The sequence below is a fragment of the Salinivibrio sp. PR6 genome (genome assembly GCF_001995955.1).
In the GTDB taxonomy this organism is placed as follows: domain Bacteria; phylum Pseudomonadota; class Gammaproteobacteria; order Enterobacterales; family Vibrionaceae; genus Salinivibrio; species Salinivibrio siamensis.
This window is the reverse complement of the sequence record NZ_MUFA01000007.1, coordinates 159,374-178,239: the sequence shown is the minus strand read 5'-3', so window position 1 is coordinate 178,239 and position 18,866 is coordinate 159,374. Positions and strand designations below refer to the sequence as shown.

21 protein-coding genes and 1 other RNA gene are annotated in these 18,866 nt (G+C 52.3%); 10 read left to right on the top strand and 12 right to left on the bottom strand.

The annotated features are described in order from the left end of the window. Window positions 1–14 precede the first annotated feature (14 nt). From lepA to rpoE, 5 genes are all read right to left on the bottom strand, one after another. The gene (lepA, locus tag BZG72_RS08090; protein WP_046074085.1) at window positions 15–1,811 is read right to left on the bottom strand and encodes a translation elongation factor 4; all 1,797 of its coding nucleotides are present in this window, start codon (window positions 1,809–1,811) and stop codon (window positions 15–17) included. A gap of 78 nt (window positions 1,812–1,889) precedes the next feature. Further along, entirely contained in the window at window positions 1,890–2,387 is a 498-nt protein-coding gene (locus tag BZG72_RS08085) for a SoxR reducing system RseC family protein (protein WP_077666516.1), read from the bottom strand. Beyond that, entirely contained in the window at window positions 2,384–3,367 is a 984-nt protein-coding gene (gene rseB, locus BZG72_RS08080) for a sigma-E factor regulatory protein RseB (RefSeq protein WP_046074083.1), read from the bottom strand. Before rseB ends, BZG72_RS08085 begins: the two co-directional genes overlap by 4 nt. Further along, the gene (locus BZG72_RS08075) at window positions 3,364–3,996 is read right to left on the bottom strand and encodes an RseA family anti-sigma factor (RefSeq protein ID WP_046074082.1); all 633 of its coding nucleotides are present in this window, start codon (window positions 3,994–3,996) and stop codon (window positions 3,364–3,366) included. Before BZG72_RS08075 ends, rseB begins: the two co-directional genes overlap by 4 nt. Window positions 3,997–4,028: 32 nt before the next feature. Beyond that, window positions 4,029–4,610, bottom strand: a complete 582-nt coding sequence (rpoE, locus tag BZG72_RS08070) for an RNA polymerase sigma factor RpoE (protein ID WP_046074081.1) — start codon at window positions 4,608–4,610, stop codon at window positions 4,029–4,031. Window positions 4,611–4,942: 332 nt separating this feature from the next. On the opposite strand from rpoE, the gene nadB reads away from it, so the two are divergent. Further along, entirely contained in the window at window positions 4,943–6,559 is a 1,617-nt protein-coding gene (gene nadB / locus BZG72_RS08065; RefSeq protein WP_077578942.1) for an L-aspartate oxidase, read from the top strand. An 81-nt stretch (window positions 6,560–6,640) separates the two neighbouring features. On the opposite strand, the gene BZG72_RS08060 is transcribed toward nadB, so the two are convergent. The 3 genes from BZG72_RS08060 to BZG72_RS08050 form a co-directional block, all read right to left on the bottom strand. Next, a complete protein-coding gene (locus BZG72_RS08060) occupies window positions 6,641–8,473 on the bottom strand; it encodes a methyl-accepting chemotaxis protein (protein WP_077666515.1) in 1,833 nt (610 codons plus the stop codon). 125 nt (window positions 8,474–8,598) lie between these two features. After that, window positions 8,599–8,907, bottom strand: a complete 309-nt coding sequence (locus BZG72_RS08055) for a hypothetical protein (protein ID WP_077578944.1) — start codon at window positions 8,905–8,907, stop codon at window positions 8,599–8,601. Between the two features lie 52 nt (window positions 8,908–8,959). After that, window positions 8,960–9,223: an FAD assembly factor SdhE gene (locus tag BZG72_RS08050; RefSeq protein WP_046074077.1), complete on the bottom strand. Its 264-nt coding sequence runs from the start codon at window positions 9,221–9,223 to the stop codon at window positions 8,960–8,962. 216 nt (window positions 9,224–9,439) lie between these two features. Here BZG72_RS08050 and ygfZ point away from each other — a divergent pair, with 216 nt between their 5' ends. From ygfZ to BZG72_RS08025, 5 genes are all read left to right on the top strand, one after another. Continuing rightward, window positions 9,440–10,417, top strand: coding sequence for a tRNA-modifying protein YgfZ (gene ygfZ, locus BZG72_RS08045; RefSeq protein ID WP_077666514.1), 978 nt, complete (start codon window positions 9,440–9,442; stop codon window positions 10,415–10,417). Between the two features lie 3 nt (window positions 10,418–10,420). Beyond that, window positions 10,421–10,924: an aminoacyl-tRNA deacylase gene (locus BZG72_RS08040; RefSeq protein ID WP_077666513.1), complete on the top strand. Its 504-nt coding sequence runs from the start codon at window positions 10,421–10,423 to the stop codon at window positions 10,922–10,924. Between the two features lie 8 nt (window positions 10,925–10,932). After that, window positions 10,933–11,904 (top strand): LysR family transcriptional regulator, encoded by a 972-nt coding sequence (locus tag BZG72_RS08035; protein ID WP_046074074.1) that lies wholly within the window; start codon window positions 10,933–10,935, stop codon window positions 11,902–11,904. Continuing rightward, window positions 11,904–12,440 carry a GNAT family N-acetyltransferase gene (locus BZG72_RS08030; protein WP_077666512.1) on the top strand — a complete coding sequence of 179 codons (537 nt, stop codon included), beginning with the start codon at window positions 11,904–11,906 and terminating at the stop codon, window positions 12,438–12,440. The genes BZG72_RS08035 and BZG72_RS08030 overlap by 1 nt, the downstream gene beginning before the upstream one ends. A gap of 118 nt (window positions 12,441–12,558) precedes the next feature. Next, window positions 12,559–12,804: a DUF1107 domain-containing protein gene (locus BZG72_RS08025; protein WP_077606136.1), complete on the top strand. Its 246-nt coding sequence runs from the start codon at window positions 12,559–12,561 to the stop codon at window positions 12,802–12,804. Between the two features lie 99 nt (window positions 12,805–12,903). On the opposite strand, the gene gcvH is transcribed toward BZG72_RS08025, so the two are convergent. From gcvH to BZG72_RS08005, 4 genes are all read right to left on the bottom strand, one after another. After that, window positions 12,904–13,293, bottom strand: coding sequence for a glycine cleavage system protein GcvH (gcvH, locus tag BZG72_RS08020; protein WP_321166657.1), 390 nt, complete (start codon window positions 13,291–13,293; stop codon window positions 12,904–12,906). 159 nt (window positions 13,294–13,452) lie between these two features. Then, complete coding sequence (locus BZG72_RS08015) at window positions 13,453–14,688, bottom strand: FAD-dependent 2-octaprenylphenol hydroxylase (RefSeq protein WP_077606135.1); 1,236 nt, start codon at window positions 14,686–14,688, stop codon at window positions 13,453–13,455. Continuing rightward, the gene (ubiH, locus tag BZG72_RS08010; protein ID WP_046074069.1) at window positions 14,685–15,875 is read right to left on the bottom strand and encodes a 2-octaprenyl-6-methoxyphenyl hydroxylase; all 1,191 of its coding nucleotides are present in this window, start codon (window positions 15,873–15,875) and stop codon (window positions 14,685–14,687) included. Before ubiH ends, BZG72_RS08015 begins: the two co-directional genes overlap by 4 nt. A gap of 57 nt (window positions 15,876–15,932) precedes the next feature. After that, window positions 15,933–16,508: a UPF0149 family protein gene (locus tag BZG72_RS08005; RefSeq protein ID WP_046074213.1), complete on the bottom strand. Its 576-nt coding sequence runs from the start codon at window positions 16,506–16,508 to the stop codon at window positions 15,933–15,935. A 458-nt stretch (window positions 16,509–16,966) separates the two neighbouring features. On the opposite strand from BZG72_RS08005, the gene zapA reads away from it, so the two are divergent. From zapA to rpiA, 4 genes are all read left to right on the top strand, one after another. After that, window positions 16,967–17,272 carry a cell division protein ZapA gene (gene zapA, locus BZG72_RS08000; RefSeq protein ID WP_046074068.1) on the top strand — a complete coding sequence of 102 codons (306 nt, stop codon included), beginning with the start codon at window positions 16,967–16,969 and terminating at the stop codon, window positions 17,270–17,272. 3 nt (window positions 17,273–17,275) lie between these two features. After that, window positions 17,276–17,458, top strand: a non-coding RNA gene (gene ssrS, locus BZG72_RS07995) — 6S RNA. Window positions 17,459–17,491: 33 nt separating this feature from the next. Beyond that, a complete protein-coding gene (locus tag BZG72_RS07990) occupies window positions 17,492–18,091 on the top strand; it encodes a 5-formyltetrahydrofolate cyclo-ligase (RefSeq protein WP_046074067.1) in 600 nt (199 codons plus the stop codon). Between the two features lie 56 nt (window positions 18,092–18,147). Then, window positions 18,148–18,807 (top strand): ribose-5-phosphate isomerase RpiA, encoded by a 660-nt coding sequence (rpiA, locus tag BZG72_RS07985; protein ID WP_077666511.1) that lies wholly within the window; start codon window positions 18,148–18,150, stop codon window positions 18,805–18,807. The last annotated feature ends 59 nt before the right edge of the window (window positions 18,808–18,866 follow it).

The window sequence follows — 18,866 nt, the reverse complement described above, 5'->3', positions numbered from 1 at the left end:
AATGGAATCCGTCGTTATTTATCTTTGCCCACGTGCAAAATGGCCAAAAAGGCTTCTTGCGGCAGCTCGACATTACCGACCTGCTTCATTCGCTTTTTACCTTCTTTTTGCTTTTGCAGAAGCTTTTTCTTACGGCTCACGTCACCGCCATAACATTTCGCGGTCACGTTTTTACGTAGCTGTTTCACCGTCGAGCGCGCAATAATGTGATTGCCAATCGAAGCTTGGATGGCAATATCAAACTGCTGACGAGGAATAAACTCTTTCATTTTTTCCACCAGCTCGCGACCACGCGGCTGTGCATGAGCACGGTGAGTGATAATCGCCAGCGCATCGACGCGTTCACCGTTTAGGAGGATATCCACCCGCACCATGTCAGATACTTCATAGCGCTCGAAGTTATAATCTAACGACGCGTAACCACGTGAGGTCGATTTAATCCGGTCAAAGAAATCGAGAACCACTTCGGCCATCGGAATGTCATAGGTCAGTGCCACTTGGTTGCCGTGATAGACCATATCGACCTGCACACCACGTTTTTCCACACACAGTGAAATGACGTTACCGACAAACTCACTCGGCACCAAAATATTACACCGCGAGATCGGTTCACCAATGGTTTCTATGTCATTGATAGGTGGCAGTTTGGATGGGCTGTCGACGTAAATGACCTCGCCATCATTTTGGGTCACCTCGTACACCACGGTCGGTGCAGTGGTGATAAGATCGAGGTTATACTCGCGCTCCAACCGCTCTTGGATGATTTCCATGTGCAGCATGCCAAGGAAACCACAACGGAAACCAAAGCCCAGTGCCGCAGAGCTTTCCGGCTCAAAGAACAAGGAAGCATCGTTAAGGCTCAGCTTATCCAAGGCATCACGAAAACTTTCGTAATCATCCGATGAGATGGGGAACAGACCCGCATAAACCTGCGGCTTCACTTGTTGGAAACCTTCAATGCGCTTTTCACAGCCGTTTTTAGCATGAGTGATGGTATCGCCCACTGGCGCACCGAGGATATCTTTGATCCCACAGATCACCCAACCAACCTCACCGGTTTGCAGACCATTAAGCTCTTTACGCTTAGGCGTGAAAATACCAATGCTGTCCACGTTCCATTCTTGGCCCGTGCTCATGATTTTCACTTTGTCGCCTTTTTTCAGCGACCCTTCACGGATGCGCACCAAAGAGACCACGCCGAGGTATTTATCAAACCAGGAGTCAATAATCAGCGCTTGCGTTGGCGCGTCAGGATCGCCTTCAGGTGGCGGGATCTGGCGTACAATGTCTTCAAGGACATCATCAACACCCATGCCGGTTTTCGCCGAACAGCGAGTGGCGTCAATGGCCTCAATACCGACGATGTCCTCAATTTCTTGCGCGACGCGATCAGGATCAGCGGCCGGCAAGTCAATCTTATTCAGAACAGGAACCACTTCCAGATCCATATCAATGGCGGTGTAGCAGTTGGCGAGCGTCTGTGCTTCAACCCCTTGTCCTGCATCGACCACCAGCAAAGCACCTTCACACGCCTTGAGCGAGCGTGACACCTCATAAGAGAAGTCAACGTGTCCTGGCGTATCGATGAAGTTGAGCTGATACACTTCGCCATCTTTGGCTTTGTAGTTCAGTGTCACACTTTGTGCTTTGATGGTGATACCGCGTTCACGTTCCAGATCCATTGAATCAAGAACTTGATCTGCCATTTCCCGGTCAGTTAGGCCGCCACATACTTGAATCAGTCGGTCAGAAAGTGTCGACTTACCGTGGTCAATATGGGCGATGATCGAAAAGTTACGAATATGCTTCATGTGTTGGTGTGACTTACTCGTTATCAATAAGAATGGGATCCTAAGATCAAGTGAGCGGGATTCTACCGAAAATAGTGGCTAGTCGCTATCCTGCTGTGTGGTATTTATTACCGCCAAGTCAGAGACGGGCTCCCCCATCACGCGTAACAGTTGAGGCTGTTGCTGCTCTTGGGTACCGATACGCGGTGCAAGATGACGCGCTAGGCCCACACCAACCGCTCCCAGCCCTAGGCTTAGCGCGATAACGCCACCCTCCCCGCTGCCGGCGAGCGTGGCGAACAAAAATTGCCCGAGCAGTGCCCCCGTTAGCATCATGACTAAAGGCACCATGTAGACCAGTAACGCGGAGCGTAATAAGGTCGCCTCACCTAAGCCGATTTCAACTAAGGTGCCGGCCGGCAGGGGGTTTGGGGCACGTACTTTAAGGTGTTTCACCTTACCAGGAAGGGCTTTGGACACAATACCGGTACCACATTGACTTTGTGACTGGCAGCTACCGCAACTGGTTTGCTGCTGGCAGGCCAATGACAACCAACCATCTTGGTAACTGGTAACTTCTGCCAATGCTTTGATCATGGTTCAACCTTCTGTTCTGACTTACTCGCAGGCATATCAGTAATACGGACAGACTCCGCCACCCGTTTAGCTGTCTCAGGAGGAATATCGCCGACCACCGTGATTTCTGCATTGCCACTGGTCACGCTATGCAGTGTGCGCCGACCTTGGCGAACAATTTGCTTACGCACCGAGACATCATCGGCTTTGGCAAGATACACAGAAAAGCTGAACAAACCATCACTAAACATCTGACTCTCGACCGCACGTTTAGTCATCATCAAACGGTGACGATTGCTGTATACAGGTTCAAACCCCTCAGGTAACGCGGTGACCTGCCAATCTAAGTCGGAGCGCTGCGTGGTTTGTGGCAAGGTCAGTACCGGTGGCAATGCCAGCTCAGCCAGCTTTTGCATTGAGGTACTGATTTGTGAGGAGACGACCAACGACAACGCACGATATTGCTCAAGCGGATCGCCATCACGGTCGAGCAAATCCGCCCTGACAGGCAGTTTGCTGTTCTCATCTAACCATAATACGTACGAATAACGCTCTCCGTCTTTCGGGGTAATCCGAACCACTTGGCAATCCATCCCCGCTTCACGCGCGTGCCCCATAGAGACAAAATCATAATGGTTAGCCAGCACATCGATATCGGCTTGGATAAGCGTTGGCAAAGGCGCAACCATATGATCACTGGCAATGGTGAAAGGGTCGTAGCCTGGTTCAAAATAGCTGATTTCACCGCCTCGACGGATGACTTCTCGCGGCGGGCCACTTAAATACATGAGGTGGCCGTAGGCATCATCCCCAACTTGGGCATGACGAAAGCGAAGGGGTTCGAGACTATTTTTACCTACCAAGATGTAGGACACTTCATAATCTAGGGTGTCGCTTGCGGTATCCATTTGATGTAACAAAGCCTCGGCAGAAGGTTCGGCCGAGGCTTGCGCAGACATCAAACTGACCAGCGCAAGCGCACCGATCAGAATTTTTTTCATTGATTATTACTGCTTGTCGACGGTGCCATTGTCTGATGGTTAGACAGCCTATCCTTATTCAAGCGCAGCTGCAATTCATAGTCTTTGAGCATGGCATTGACGCGGCGACGCTGCTCCATCAACTCGGCCTCAGAAGGTGTGGCACGTAGATCGTCACGGCTTAAGCTGACCGGCTCCGCAGCCCCTGCAAAAGGAATCGTTTCTAGTACTGGCGGTTGGGTTTGCGTGCTGGCCACCGGCGAACTCGCATCAGACTGATTATATTGCTGCACACCCACGATCACGGCCAACGAGACACACGCGGCAACGCTTACCTGTGTCAGCTGCTGCAGCCACCCTGGTAAGTGACGACGCGCCTTTTCAGGACGCGGCTGTGCTTCGTGCATGGGGAGCACGTTATTATCAAGGTGATCGCCTTGATAAGCAGGTTCTGCTTCCAGCGCGGACGCTACAGAATCGGCAATGTTCCATTGCAACGAGCTGGGTGCCTCACCACGCATCACATCGCGAATGGTGCTAAAACTCCCCCAAGCCTGTTGCGCGTTATCATCTCGCTCAATCTCGTGGATGACTGCCGTATCCACCAGTTCGCCATCTAACAACGCTGAAATTTTTTCTCTATCCGTCATTCAAGTCACCGTCATGCAGCCAGTAAAACTCGTTACCGTTTCATCAGTGGCCGGATGCGTTTTTCAACCGCTTCACGCGCTCGGAAAATACGCGACCGCACCGTACCGACTGGACAATCCATTACCTGTGCAATTTCCTCATAGCTGAGCCCATCGAGCTCCCGTAAGGTAATTGCGGTTCTTAAGTCGTCAGGCAGTGTTTCTATGGTCGAAAATACCACCTGTCTCAATTCATCTGACAACATCAAGTTTTCAGGGTTCGATATTTCTTTTAAAGAACCCCCACTTTCGTAATTTTCTGCTTCGTCGGCATCAATATCACTGCCTGGCGGACGTCGTCCTTGTGCCACCAAATGGTTTTTCGCGGTGTTCACAGCAATGCGATACAGCCAAGTATAAAACGCACTCTCGCCACGAAATCCCGGCAATGCGCGATACGCTTTGATAAACGCCTCTTGCGCAATATCTGGAATATCACCACTGTGTGTACCGACATAGCGGGCGATAAGGTTACATACCTTATTCTGATATTTGACGACTAACAGATTGAAAGCTTGCTTGTCACCATTCTGTACACGTTCTATTAGAACCTGGTCGGTTAGCTGCTCGCCCATTCGAGCGTTTACTCCTTGGTTGATCTTTCCGCCCGATTATCGAAATTCTAGGCCCGACGTTGTCAGAGCGCGGTTAAACCCGCTTGCGAGCTTTCGCACACGATTCGATAACCCAGCCGGCGAAAAGTTCCTCACCATGTTGGTTTTATTATGCGTTGAATCACATTACTGTGACGGAATGGTCAAAGAATGTCTCTTTGACTGAGGGCATTGTCGCCCGAACCATACCATGGTTGCAAACTTTCACCCAAGCGAGACGGGATTTGATCTTACCGCGCGCAGCCACGTCAAATTGGTGTAACATTGGGGGCGCAGAAAGAGGATTAGGGATCATGACGACCACAACTCAGGAACATCAATGTGACGTGCTAGTCATCGGCAGTGGTGCCGCAGGCTTGTCACTGGCGCTCCGCTTAGCGCCGACCCACAAGGTGATTGTATTAAGTAAAGGCCCGCTCAGCGAAGGGGCAACGCTTTACGCACAGGGCGGTATTGCCGCGGTGTTTGACGAACAAGATTCGGTAGAATCTCATGTCGAGGATACCCAAATCGCGGGCGCAGGTATCTGCGATACCCAGGTCGTGGACTTTATTGCCCGCAATGCTAAAGATTGTGTGCAGTGGTTAATTGATGGCGGTGTCCCGTTCGATCAAGAAGATAGCGACGACGACACCCCTCGGTATCATTTAACCCGTGAAGGCGGCCATAGCCACCGCCGTATCTTGCATACCGCCGATGCGACCGGAATGGCCGTGCAAAACTCGCTTCAAGACAATGTGCGCCAACACCCTAATATCACCCTGCTTGAACGACACAATGCGCTGGATATTATCACCCGTAAAAAAGTCGGATTAGGTGGTCCAAACCACGTCCTCGGCGCCTACATCTGGAACCGAAACCAAGAAGTGGTTGAGACCGTGCGCACCAACTATGTGGTACTCGCCACCGGAGGGGCCTCGAAAGTTTATCAATACACCTCCAATCCCGATGTGTCATCCGGTGATGGCATCGCCATGGCATGGCGCGCAGGTTGTCGTGTCGCCAACCTAGAATTTAATCAGTTTCATCCAACGTGTCTGTACCATCCAGACGCGCGCAACTTTTTGCTCACTGAAGCACTGCGCGGTGAAGGCGCTCACCTTAAACGCCCAGATGGCTCGCGCTTTATGGCGGAATTCGATTCACGCGGCGAGCTTGCCCCGCGTGATGTGGTTGCCCGTGCGATTGACTACGAAATGAAGCGCCTTGGCGCCGACTGTATGTATCTCGACATCAGCCACAAAGACCCTGAATTTGTGATCAAACACTTTCCCACCATCTACGAAAAGCTCAAGCAATACGGCATCGATCTGACTAAAGAGGCGATCCCTATTGTCCCAGCCGCCCATTATACGTGCGGTGGCGTGATGGTGGATAAAAACGGCACCACAGACTTACCCGGCTTATACGCCATCGGGGAAGTGAGCTACACCGGCTTGCATGGCGCGAACCGTATGGCATCTAACTCGCTACTCGAATGTGTGGTTTATGCATGGTCAGCTGCTGAACATATAAAAGCGCACTCAGACCATATCGAGCCGCATACTGCGCTCCCCCCTTGGGATGAGAGCCAAGTAATTTGTTCCGACGAAGAAGTGGTGATCCAGCATAACTGGCATGAGTTACGCCTGTTTATGTGGGATTACATGGGCATTGTCCGCTCAACCAAACGTTTGGAGCGTGCGCTACGCCGTATCGAACTGCTCAAGCAAGAAACACATGAGTATTATGCTAATTTCCGGGTCTCAAACAATCTGCTGGAGTTGCGTAACCTTTTACAGGTGGCAGAGCTCATGGTTCGTTGTGCCATGCAACGTAAAGAAAGCCGAGGCCTTCACTACACCATTGATTACCCTGAGCCTAACGAGCAATCCGGTCCCACCGTATTAACGCCGGATCAGCCCTGTTAGCGGGTTTTGATTGCTCCCTAAGCCCTGAAATGAAAAAGGCCAGCCTCACGAGGCTGGCCTTTTTACTGGATATCATCGCGGTTATTCGCTTTTAAACTCGCTCACCGCACGCTCAAGGTGTGCGGCTTCTTCGGCCACCTTGTGTGCCGCTTCGCGGTTCTGGTTGGCGCGTTCAGTACTGTTTTGCGCAATATCTTGAATATTGTGCACGTTTTGATTGACTTCTTTTGCCACCGAGCTTTGCTGCTCGATCGCCGTGGCAATGTGGGTGCTCATATCCATGATGTTTTGCATATCTTCCATGATCTGCGAGAGCTCTTGCGAGGCCGCTTCCACCTTACCCACGGATGTTTCCCCGTCTTCTCGGCTTTGCTCCATACGCTCAGAAACCGACTGAGTTTGCGCTTGCAACGACGTAATAATGCCAGATATTTCATCGGTTGATTCACGCGTACGGGTCGCCAACTGGCGCACCTCATCAGCCACGACCGCAAAGCCACGTCCTTGCTCACCAGCGCGCGCCGCTTCAATCGCCGCGTTCAGTGCCAATAAGTTGGTTTGCTCGGAAATATCTTTAATCACATCTAATACTGAGCCGATGGTTTCAGACAGCTTACTCAGTTCAAGCACCTCGTTGCTGGTATCACTGAGGGTTTCTGCCAGTGTCATGATCATCGCTTTAGTGTCATCCACCACTTTTTGCCCGTTCTCCGCACGGCTTAAGCTGGTGCGCGCATTCTCCGCGGCCTGATCGGTATTACCCGCAATATCGCGAATGGTGCTTTCCATCTCATTCATCGCAGTCGCGGCATGAGTGGTTTCATCTAACTGGGTAGCCATGGCGGCCCCAGTGGCTTCAGTACGGGATTCAACTTGCTCTGCACTTTGATTAAGCGCTTGTATGGCGCGACTCACATCCAAAACCATGGTTTGGATACTGCCGAGCATCTGGTTAACGTCTTTCGCCATGAGGGCAATCTCATCACGACCGTTTTCGTCAGCTCTCAAGGTCAGATCCCGCTGCTGCGTGATGGCGGCCATTTGCTCACTAAATCGGTAAATACGCTGTTGAATGCCACGGTTCATCCACAACGAAATCGCTGTCATCACCAGTGCCAGTATCACCACCACCGATCCGGTCATCATCACGGTCTGTCTTAAGGCTTGCGAAATGGCCTGCTCATACTCTTTACTGAGCACATCGAACATTTCCTCAACTTGGTGGGTTTTCCCCCGAATTTGCCCCAGTAGGCCTTTGTCTGCCGCTAGCCCTAATGTCTTTTTCTGCGCGACAATCTTGTCCACTTGCGCCTGATGCGCTTGAAATAAAGCGAGCAGGTCACCGCGAAGGTAATCTTCAAGCTCTTGCATTTGGCTTTGATATTCGTCGATGTAGTCAAGGTTACTGCTTTGCACAAACAGTTTGGCATCTGCGGCTAATAAGCGGGCGCTACTCTCAAGCACAATGTCATTTTTGGTCGCTGCCACCATTTTCTTGCTCGCGTTTTGCATCTGTCCTCGGATCCCCTGCTCAGGGGTTAACCCCAATGTTTGGTAACCCTTACCCAGATCGCGAAAGCCGTTGGCATACGCTGTCATTGCTCGCTGCACTTTATCAATGGTCGCAGTCTCTAGCCCCAACGAAGCGCTGCGGGCGCGAAAATCACTCAGCAGCTGATTGAACGCGTCGACATTGTTATCAAAACGGGAGAGATATTTGGGGTCCATGCGCGCGAGAAAGTCTTTCTCATTGCGGCGTAGATTGAGCAAGATCACCTCAAGATCAGAGACCGTGGTTAGCTGACTGTGCATTTTTTGTAGTCGCGTTTCCGCTTTCCATGCAACGGCGGCAACCGCAAGTAGCGCCAACACCGACATCAAGGTGAGTGACAAGAGTTTTTGTTTAATATTCATAGCGACCCTACAGCGTTATCTGAGCAGAATGGATTGAACCCGTGTTCCTTGAATATCGGAGATAACGTGAAAAAGTAAAGCCACGCAATCGGTTTGTCACAAATATGTCACATGCTATCCCAGCTTTACTGACAGCAATGCCGATAAATCAGACGAAAATGATAGTCTGGAAGGCCATAACGCCAAATATAAAGGTATTGGGCATCCGCACGCGCGGCGAGCACCAGCAGCCATGGGGTCGCATAAACACAGGTCAGTTTTCGATACTGCCCATTAGGCATGACCGCCCAAGCGTCAGATGAAAAGCGAAAGGGGCCTTCGTTAGCGATGAGGTGAGCATGGAAGCGGAGCAAGTCTCGTACCGCCCAAACGGTTAGCACAGCACGAGCACTCAAAGGAAGGGAAACATGCGACACGGCCAGCCAAGCCACCATCGTTCCTAGCAAAAGCAGACAGACAGTGACATAACGCGGGCAATGTAGGTGACTATGTACGTAACTTACTGCGGTTATAAGCGACGACCTTATCGACAACAGATTTCATCTTCGGGTCGTCAGGTTTACCATGCCCCATCAGCCAGGCAAACAAGTCAGGATCCGCGCTTTCCAAAAATGCGACAAAATCCTGTTTTTCTTTTTCATTAAGCGTGTCGTAGCAGGCTTCAAAATACGGCATAACCAACACATCCAGTTCCAACATGCCGCGACGACATGCCCAACGAACCCGCGCTTTATCCTCGGTATTAACCATTGTTTACCTCTATCGATGATGTCAGTACTCGCATACTATCAATGCCGTTATCGGGCGACTACTTTTGCTGAGCAACAAACCACGAATCTGAGAGCTCTCTAGCGTTAATTCGGTTTATACAGCAATCGCCCGACAAGACAAAGGCTGACAAGCTTTATGCTCCCTATTAGTATACGGGGCAGAGTCTATGTTTTCTCAACAGAGAGCGTGAGTGTTATGAGTGAATGGTATCAAACCGTAGCCTTTGAGCCTGCGGATACACACCCCAGTGATCCACAACCTGAACTGGCGATGGTTGCCCTTGATAACTGGGCAATCACTAAAGTGAGCGGCAATGATACGAAAAGCTACTTACAAGGCCAGCTCACTTGCGATATTGCGAACCTCGCAGAAGATAAATCGACCCTCGCCGCCCATTGCGATCCAAAAGGTAAAGTTTGGTCAGTACTGCGTTTTTTCCATTACCAAGACGGGCTCGCCATGGTGCAACCGGCGTCGATTGAAGCCACCCAGCTTCAAGAAGTAAAAAAGTACGCCATTTTTTCCAAGATTGCGTTTGAAAAGGTCGATGCCGTGTTGCTCGGTGTCATTGGTACACAGGCAGACAAGGTAGTGGCTGATCACTTTGGCGCGCACGGTGACGTTCGCCAAGGGCAACAAGGCACCGCTGTATACATTGAACCACATCGCTGGTTGCTGGTGGTTGACGCGGCCAAAGCCACAGAGCTTACCCATCAATACTCAGCCGCATTGCTCACCCATGAGTATTGGGACAAGTGGGATATTGACGCGGCATTACCCCGCATCGAGCAAGCGACCAGCGGTGAATTTATCCCGCAATCGCTAAATCTTCAGGCGCTGGACGCGATCAGTTTCACCAAAGGCTGTTATACCGGACAAGAAACCGTGGCACGAGCCAAGTATCGAGGCATGAATAAGCGCGCCATGTACACGCTCAGCGGCCACGCCGAGCACACACCTGTTGCAGGCGACAAAATCGAACGTGCGGTGGGTGATAATTGGCGCGCAGGCGGGACAGTGATCGCTGGTTATCGCGATGTGAATGGCAATGCGAGCGTGTTAGCCGTGCTGCCAAACAACTTGGACGACGACACCGCTTTCCGCCTTGCTGAGTCTCCTTCGTACGCATGGCAGCGTGAGCCACTTCCTTATTCACTTGAGGACGATGATTGAGCCGTGTACGCGGATCCTAATTGGCAAACCCCGGTGACTGCCGCGCTCGATAGCGCCCATATTCGCTACCAAATACTGTGGCAGTCACGCGCGACACAATCGATTGAGGAAACCGCGAAACAACGTGGTATTGATCCTTCTCAAATGCTCAAAACCATGGTGTTGCGTGATATGGGAGGGCGCTATGCAGTGGCTTGTGTCCCAGGCGATCAGCAAGTCAGCCCACCCAAAGTGCGCCAACGACTCGGCTGGCGACGGATGACACTTGCCAGTGCCCAACAAGTGCAAAGCACTACCGGCTACGCACGCGGTACTGTCGCGCCACTAGGGCTCTCTCCGGATCTGGCCTTGGTCTTTGATGAGCAGATCTGGGACTATGAAACTGTCACTATTAGCAGCGGTGATCCCCATGCCGGATTATGGGTGAGCGTGAAGGATCTTCTCGCACTTTGCCAGCCGCTGCGTGCCGAAATATGTCGTAATCGGGCACATCAAATGAAGGAATGACCCAACGGATGGCACAAAAACACTGGCGGAAATACGATCTCAACTTGTTGGTGACCTTTGTCACTTTAATGGAAACACGCAGCGTGACTGGGGCTGCACAGCGCCTATCACTGGGTCAGTCAGCCATGAGCCATAGTTTGGCACGTCTGCGTACCATGCTTGACGATCCCCTTTTTGAGCGGCGTGGACACCAAATGGTACCCACTGCTCGCGCACTGGATATCGCCCCTAAAATTGAGGCGCTACTCGACACCCTCGCCACGGACGTGCTGACCCCGCCCGCTTTTGAGCCTGTCCTGTTTGATGGTCAGATCCGCCTTGGGCTCACCGACTACGCTGAGCTTATCTTCGCCCCTGCACTGTTCGACACCCTCAACCAGCAACTTCCTTTAGCACAACTTAGCTTGCGCCCGGTTGACCGTCGCCACTGTCTGGACGCGATTAAAAACGATGATGTCGACGCGGTGATCGGCGTGATCCCCGACAACACCGAGATTCTTGATAGTCAGGTATTATACCATGAGCAGCATGTGTGCTTATTTGATCCACACAGCACCGGGCTCGGCACACCCATCACCCTCGCCGATTTTGTCGCTACACCACATGCACTGGTTAGCACATATGGCCAGCTCTCCAGCCCGATAGATGCGCGTTTGGCAGCACTCGGCTATCATCGACAAGTGGTGATGGGATCGCAGCGGTTTCTCACGGTGAGGCAACTGCTCAAAGGGCGACAGCTGCTTTGTACCGTCCCAGAGCTTATGGCGCGATTAGATACCTTTAACGATGCTAACCATCTGGCATTCAGCCCTCCCCCTATTGATGTGCCAGGGTTTGATATTGGCTTGGCATGGCGACATCAAGCGAGCGGTCACCCCAAAATGCAGTGGCTCATTGATCAGATCACCACCATTGTCGACAAGCGCGTGGCTTCCCTAAAAACGTCATCAACCCTGTCTCACTCGCAAAAGGAAACCTAATGAACATCGTCTCTCTATCGACCCTTAATCCCGATTACGTGGCGCAACGGGTCAGTGAAACGTTCACGCATAGTGAGGGGGCCGACACCGGTGAAGTCATCCGACAACTGGTGGATAAGCTGCTCGGTGAAACGCCCCGTGAAGACTGTCATGGCTGGGGATACCTTGAGGGTGAGAGCTTAGTGGGCGCTGTCTTTTTCTCACGGCTGACCTACCCGCATACCGATAAGATAGCGCTGCTCTCTCCGATGGCTATCCACCCGGATTATCAGCGCCAAGGGCATGGAAAAGCATTAATCAACGCCGGGCTGCAACAGCTACGCACTTTGGGTTATCAGGCGGTGATGACCTACGGGGATCCTGCTTTCTACACCCAGCTAGGGTTTCGCGCTGCCGACCCTACCGAGATCGTGCCACCACATACATTAAGCTACCCACACGGTTGGCTGGCCCAGTCGCTTACTGACAGTGACTTGCCGGCATTAGGCTCCAAACCGTGCTGCGTCGATGCCTTCAACCAGGCGGATTTATGGTAAGGATAAAGTGAATGTTTTTTTAGGCATTGTCATCACGGCGACATAAACCCACTTCACAATCGGTGCCGTTTTCACACCCCTACCGGGTGACGACCACCAACATGAGTAAGAAGAGGTTATGCGCGTTTTTAATCGCTACTCACCCAAGCTTGTCGCCAAACATGTCACACGCTTATTCTCAGGGCGCCTATATATCGCCGGACGCGGTCGGTTTGATTTTAATAATGGTTGGTTAAGCGCCCCCGATCACGCCACTATCTGTCACTACCAAACCGTGAAGGAAGTTAACGGTTTGATTCGAGATGTGTATCAAGAAGGGCTGCGAGAACCAGAACAATCTGGCTCGTTGCGGACCACTTACTGACTTGGCCGCACAATACAAACAGGGGCCCGTTGGACGGGCCCCTGTTTGTTATCGGGAGCAAAAAGACACGGATAGCACAGGTGCTACCCCCTGACCGTTTTAGTCTGCGTCTTGATCGCCTAACGTTTCTTCATAGCTTTGCGCATCAAGCAGGCTATCGATTTCAGACTCATCTGTCGCTTGAATCTGGAACAACCAACCATCACCGTAGGGATCGCTGTTAACCAGTTCAGGGGCACTATCTAACTCTTCATTGACGGCCACGACCTGACCAGAGATGGGCGCATAGATATCTGACGCCGCCTTTACCGACTCTGCGACCGCACAATCGTCACCCGCATCAAAGGTGTCATCTTCATCAGGCAAATCGATAAACACCATGTCCCCTAACAGCGCCTGGGCGTGGTCAGAAATGCCAATGGTAAATAGGCCTTCCCCTTCAGGGCGAACCCACTCATGTGTCGCGGTAAATTTTAATTCAGATGGGATATCACTCATAGTCTTGTTCCTTGTTACACCCAATGACAACTCGCACCGTCAGTCGGTAAATTCAACATCATACTCACCATTCAACCGTTGCCTGCTCGGCGAGGGTCTTTGTGGTATTTAGCATATTCTCTATTTTTCGCCAATTCAGCCATCACGCAATCACCAAAAAGTCGCGCCTCGCTCACACGGCTTAGCCAGCTCGGGTAACGTCCCCACAAGGCCTAGCGCACGCGCCATAAATGGCTGCTTGGCGCCAGGCAAATGATTGACGGCGCGCATGCCCACGCCACGGACGAGCTTTTTGACCGGATTATCGCCCGCAAATAAACTTCGAAAGCCTTGCATCGCTGCAATCATCTGCGCCGCTTCCGCTTTGCGCCAACGTTCATACTGGCGCAAACCGGCATAATGCCCGATGTCTTTCCCTTTGTCGGCGAGTGAGGCCAATGTTTGCGCCAAGGCGGCCGCGTCGAGCATACCTAAATTCACCCCTTGCCCAGCCAAAGGGTGGATGGTGTGCGCCGCATCACCGACTAAAGCCAGGCGCTCCGCCGCAAAGTGTTGAGCATAACGCATGGTAAGCGGGTAGCTGGCGCGCGGCCCTACCACCTCACAAAGGCCAAGTTGCGCATCAAACGCAGCGGTTAGGGCGCGGTTAAAAGACGCTGATTCCATCGCGACATAATCCGTCGCTTGTTCTGGGGGGATAGACCAAACAATCGAGCACAGATGCGAGTCGGAAAGCGGTAAGAATGCAAGCGGCCCGTCCGGCGTAAACACTTGACGCGCAACGCCCCGGTGCGGCTCCACCGTGCGCACCGTCGCCACCACCGCATGATGGCCATAGTCGCGCTGTACCAAGGGAAAATGTGCTTGCTCACGCACCCAAGAGCGCGCCCCATCGGCCCCCACGACCAGTTTCGCCGTCACACCGCCCCCAGATGCGAGCTGTAACCAAGTTTCGCTCTCTCCTTGTAGCATGGATTGGCATTGCTCCGGCATCAACACAGTCACATTGTCCTGCTTTTGTACTTTATCGAGCAAAGCCAACTGAATCACACGGTTTTCAACAATATGGCCGAGGTTTTGCTGGCCAAACGCCTGCGCATCAAAGTGAATATCGGCAAAACTGTCTTTCTCCCACACCCGCATCTGCTGGTAACTGGCCGCGCGACGTGAGGCGATGCCCGGCCATACATCCAGGGTGCGCAGTATGTTCTCACTCGCTCGGCTCAACGCCGAGACGCGGTTCTCTGGTATGTCGTTTAAGGTCGTTTCAGGCGCTTTACCTTCTATCACCACCACCCGTAAATCCGTGTCGGCAAGGGAGGCGGCGAGTGTCAGCCCCACCATGCCGCCACCGACAATGGCCACGTCGGCATTGATCATTTTCATCTCGGTTCTACCCATCCTATGGTGCGTTGCACAAGCGGTTGCTTCATACTCTCTAATGCTGACATCAGCCCTAACCCGGCATTACGTGCCCCCGCCAGAAGCGGACTATCATTGGAAAAGAGGTGAACCAACCCTGATGTCAATGCCACTGTGGCATCTCGGTCTGGTGTTCGTTGTTTGGCGTACGCCATTAATGTTGGCATTGCACCGATATCATCGCCACGCCTTACCGCCTCCGTCAGCGTGTGCGCTAACGTCATCACATCTCGCAAACCAAGGTTAAAGCCTTGTCCGGCAATAGGATGTAGGCTTTGTGCCGCATTCCCCACCACGGCCACACGATGACTGACCGGACGAACCACTTGGTTAAGCGTCAATGGATACGCATGGCGCTCTCCAACATGCAGCAATTTGCCCAAACGCCAGCCAAACACCTGCTGCAGGCGCTGAAGAAAGGCGTCATCGCTGATTTGCATCAGCGCATCAGCTTGCTCTGCGGTGACACACCACACTAACGAACACCGTCCTTGCGACATGGGTAACAGCGCCACAGGGCCTGTTTGCGTGAAGCGCTCAAAGGCGTGTCCTTGATGAGGAAGTGCGGTCGAGACATTGGCAATCACCGCCACTTGGCCAAAATTGTGTTGCATGCGTGGCATTTTCAACTGCGCGCAACAAGACGAGCGCCCACCATCAGCCGCAATAAGTAACGAAGCGGTCAGTGACTCCCCCTGTTTTAATCTCACCGTTACCGCCGCCGGCGTTCGCTCAATCGCCATCACGGCATCTGGGCAAAACACATCGATCGCCTCGCGGTGTTGTAACTTTTGGTGAAGCACCGCACCGGCATCCGCTAGTTCGATAACTTGGCCAAGATAAGGCACTCCCTGCGACTGTGCGTCAATATGGGTTTGTCCGGCGTGGCCACGATCAGACACATGAATGTGCTGAATCGGCGTGCCAAAAGGGGCGAGTGAGTCCCACAGTCCCAAGCTCGCAAAGGCTGCACAGCTGCCTTGTGCTAATGCGATACTGCGTGCATCGTAACCCGGGTGTTCGCGGTGATCGGGCACCATTGCCTCGACCACGGCAATACGCAGTGTGCCGCCACTCAATGTGTCTAAGGCCAATGCGGCAGTCGCACCGGCCATTGCGCCGCCTGCGATCACTATGTCATAGGCTTTCATCCCACTTTTACCTCACCCTGAGTCACTTAACGCCTCAATCTGAACGCGTCATTGAGATTAATGCAATGTTTTAGGCGTATCGTCACGGTCCGGACGCGCCCCAAGTTCTGCGTGCACCACCATGCTGCATACGCGTACATGCTCGACAACCTGCTCAAGTAATTCGGCTTGCTCTTGCATGTCGCCATCTTCATCGACACCAAGCTGCGCAACATCTTTGAGATCGCCCAATGCTTCTGTCACATCCTTAGATAAGGTACGCCCTTTGGTTCCGATCAGTCCCACCCCCGCTAAAAACGCGTTAATCCACTCCACCAGCGCTTCGGCACGGGCAACGACACCCGACTGCTCGTCGTCAGGGACATAAATATCTAAATCAAGATCACTGCCGGTAAGCTGCGCTTTTAGCTGATGATAGCTTTGCAAGGCAAGCGTCTTAGACTCTGTTGGCCACCCCATCCCTTGGTGGGTGTAATCATAAAGCATGGTTAACCAGCTACCATCTTCCAGCTCTAGTCCACCACTGAGCATGCCTGCGATTAAACCGTGCATCTCTGCAGGCGTCACCGCCAAACTGTCAGCCCTCAGTGTGTCTGCTGTTGTCGCATAAGCGGGTAAACGGGTATCAGTCACAATCTTGCCCCTTGCTGTGCCATCAAAATAAGAAGCACAGTCTAGCATTTCACACCATCAGGCTGAATCACCGCGATAAAAAACGGTATGATGCCCCACCACGCATGACTGATGACGCAAGACAGTGTATAAGTGCAGATGACGCCCTCACGATGACAAGGATCAACCCTGGCCGCGAGAAGCCACTGTCGCAAGCGAGCCGCCTCACATTTGTGTCTAAAAATGTGCGCGCTTGGTCGTGAAAAGGAGCAAACCTCACGACGCCTCTAGCGCTACGCCCTAGGTACCGCTTTACCGAGACGCGATGTCGCTGTCGTGTCTTGGTCAAATTCCCTGCATAAGTAGCAGAGATGATTTTCGATGTAGTGTATTCACCAGAATAATTGCTAGAATAGCGCCATATTATTGTGTACTGGGCCCTCGACAAATCGGGCCGGATGAGGAGCCAGCGTGGGACTATGAGCACACAACCGGTTGAAATCAAAATTCTAGATCGTCTTGTTCGCGTCAATTGCCCACCCGGGCAAGAGCAAGCGCTTAAAGATGCAGCAAGCGAGTTCGATCAACGGTTGCATCGGCTGGCTGAGCGCACTAAAGTAAGCAATACAGAGCAGCTAATTGCCATTGCCGCTCTCAATGTTTGCCACGAATTAAATGATGCCAAACAGTCGTTAGAGACATTGCAAGATCAGGTCACGCAACGGACCGCCCTGATGACGTCACAACTAGACAAAGCAATGGCAGCGCAAGGATCGCAAGAATAACCCAATTCCCTGGGGTGTTTGTCAGCGGATCTACGTCCCTGAGCCGATAAGCAAAACTAAGGGTGCGTTGTTATAGGCTACTGAGCAAGCTCGGCATGCACCGAGAAGCCTACGGCTTATACTACCCACCCGCCTTGAACCAGCGGGTTCAAGGGCCATCGATCCCAACGGCACCCCGGGGTCCTCTTCTCTACCCTTCGGCTAGCATCAAGGACAGTTATGCAGCCTAGACAACAAATACGACACGCTATTCGCGAAGCACGTCGTCAGCTTTCTCCAGAGCAACAAACGTTCGCCGCAGACGCGGTTGCCAAACGATTTACGGCGCTTGCTGATGTTGAGCAAGCCACGGACATCGCCCTGTATCTCTCATTTGATGGCGAGCTAGATACAACACCTGTCATTGAGGCGTGCTGGAAAGCGAACAAAAATGTCTACTTGCCCGTCATTCATCCCTTTAGCCGTGGTCACTTACTGTTTCTTCACTACACCCCGACCACCCCAATGCGGGTTAATGGTTATGGTATTGCCGAGCCGACACTCAATATCAATGCGTTAATCCCAACTGCAAAGCTGGACGTGATTGCGACGCCGCTGGTGGCGTTTGACGCGAAAGGACAACGCTTGGGCATGGGAGGGGGGTACTACGATCGCACGCTCGGCTTATGTGCGCCTGATGCGGTCGCGGTTGGGCTCGCGCATGACTGCCAGCAATGGCCAGCGTTACCCACCGAACAGTGGGATGTGCCTTTGCCACATATTTTGACCCCCAGCCAACATTGGCAGTGGCCGACGCGTATTTCGCGACCTAAACCCTGACGCCATCTATTGGCTTCGCTATAATCACGCCCATTCCCCTAGATTCAGGAGTTATCATGACCCAAGACGAAAAGAAAAAAGCCACGGGCGAAGCCGCGGTGGAATATGTCAAGCCGGGCAGTATTATCGGCGTGGGAACCGGTTCTACCGTTAATTACTTTATTGATGCCCTTGCGCCCATTAAAGAGCACATCAAAGGCGCGGTCTCAAGTTCAGAAGCCTCCACCGAGCGACTAAAAGCGTTGGGCATTGAGGTACTCGATGCCAATGAAGTGGCAAGCTTAGACATCTATGTGGATGGTGCGGATGAAATTAACGCGCGTCATCATATGATTAAAGGCGGTGGTGCTGCCTTGACGCGTGAGAAAATCGTCGCGGCGATCGCAGATAAGTTTGTGTGTATTATCGACGACACTAAACATGTGGATGTACTGGGTAAGTTTCCACTTCCCGTTGAAGTGATCCCCATGGCACGCTCTTATGTCGCGCGTGAATTACTCAAACTAGGGGGCGACCCGTGTTACCGTCAAGGGGTGATCACGGACAATGGCAACGTGATTCTCGACGTACACAATATGAAAATCCAAGATCCCAAAGGATTAGAAGATGCCATCAATGCCATTCCTGGCGTCGTCACCGTTGGACTGTTTGCCAATCGCGGCGCAGATATTGTGTTAACCGGTACCGACACCGGTGTGAAAAAAGTAGCAAACTGAGTGCATAATACCGCAAATCAGAGGCTTATACGCGGTGGTGAGTAACCAGAAAAGCCAAA

Bases quoted from the DNA above. Each gene is read 5' to 3' on its own strand.
- lepA (WP_046074085.1), bottom strand. From the start codon at position 1,811: ATGAAGCATATTCGTAACTTTTCGATCATCGCCCATATTGACCACGGT.
- BZG72_RS08085 (WP_077666516.1), bottom strand. From the start codon at position 2,387: ATGATCAAAGCATTGGCAGAAGTTACCAGTTACCAAGATGGTTGGTTG.
- rseB (WP_046074083.1), bottom strand. From the start codon at position 3,367: ATGAAAAAAATTCTGATCGGTGCGCTTGCGCTGGTCAGTTTGATGTCT.
- BZG72_RS08075 (WP_046074082.1), bottom strand. From the start codon at position 3,996: ATGACGGATAGAGAAAAAATTTCAGCGTTGTTAGATGGCGAACTGGTG.
- rpoE (WP_046074081.1), bottom strand. From the start codon at position 4,610: ATGGGCGAGCAGCTAACCGACCAGGTTCTAATAGAACGTGTACAGAAT.
- nadB (WP_077578942.1), top strand. From the start codon at position 4,943: ATGACGACCACAACTCAGGAACATCAATGTGACGTGCTAGTCATCGGC.
- BZG72_RS08060 (WP_077666515.1), bottom strand. From the start codon at position 8,473: ATGAATATTAAACAAAAACTCTTGTCACTCACCTTGATGTCGGTGTTG.
- BZG72_RS08055 (WP_077578944.1), bottom strand. From the start codon at position 8,907: ATGGTGGCTTGGCTGGCCGTGTCGCATGTTTCCCTTCCTTTGAGTGCT.
- BZG72_RS08050 (WP_046074077.1), bottom strand. From the start codon at position 9,223: ATGGTTAATACCGAGGATAAAGCGCGGGTTCGTTGGGCATGTCGTCGC.
- ygfZ (WP_077666514.1), top strand. From the start codon at position 9,440: ATGAGTGAATGGTATCAAACCGTAGCCTTTGAGCCTGCGGATACACAC.
- BZG72_RS08035 (WP_046074074.1), top strand. From the start codon at position 10,933: ATGGCACAAAAACACTGGCGGAAATACGATCTCAACTTGTTGGTGACC.
- BZG72_RS08030 (WP_077666512.1), top strand. From the start codon at position 11,904: ATGAACATCGTCTCTCTATCGACCCTTAATCCCGATTACGTGGCGCAA.
- BZG72_RS08025 (WP_077606136.1), top strand. From the start codon at position 12,559: ATGCGCGTTTTTAATCGCTACTCACCCAAGCTTGTCGCCAAACATGTC.
- BZG72_RS08015 (WP_077606135.1), bottom strand. From the start codon at position 14,688: ATGAAAATGATCAATGCCGACGTGGCCATTGTCGGTGGCGGCATGGTG.
- ubiH (WP_046074069.1), bottom strand. From the start codon at position 15,875: ATGAAAGCCTATGACATAGTGATCGCAGGCGGCGCAATGGCCGGTGCG.
- zapA (WP_046074068.1), top strand. From the start codon at position 16,967: ATGAGCACACAACCGGTTGAAATCAAAATTCTAGATCGTCTTGTTCGC.
- BZG72_RS07990 (WP_046074067.1), top strand. From the start codon at position 17,492: ATGCAGCCTAGACAACAAATACGACACGCTATTCGCGAAGCACGTCGT.
- rpiA (WP_077666511.1), top strand. From the start codon at position 18,148: ATGACCCAAGACGAAAAGAAAAAAGCCACGGGCGAAGCCGCGGTGGAA.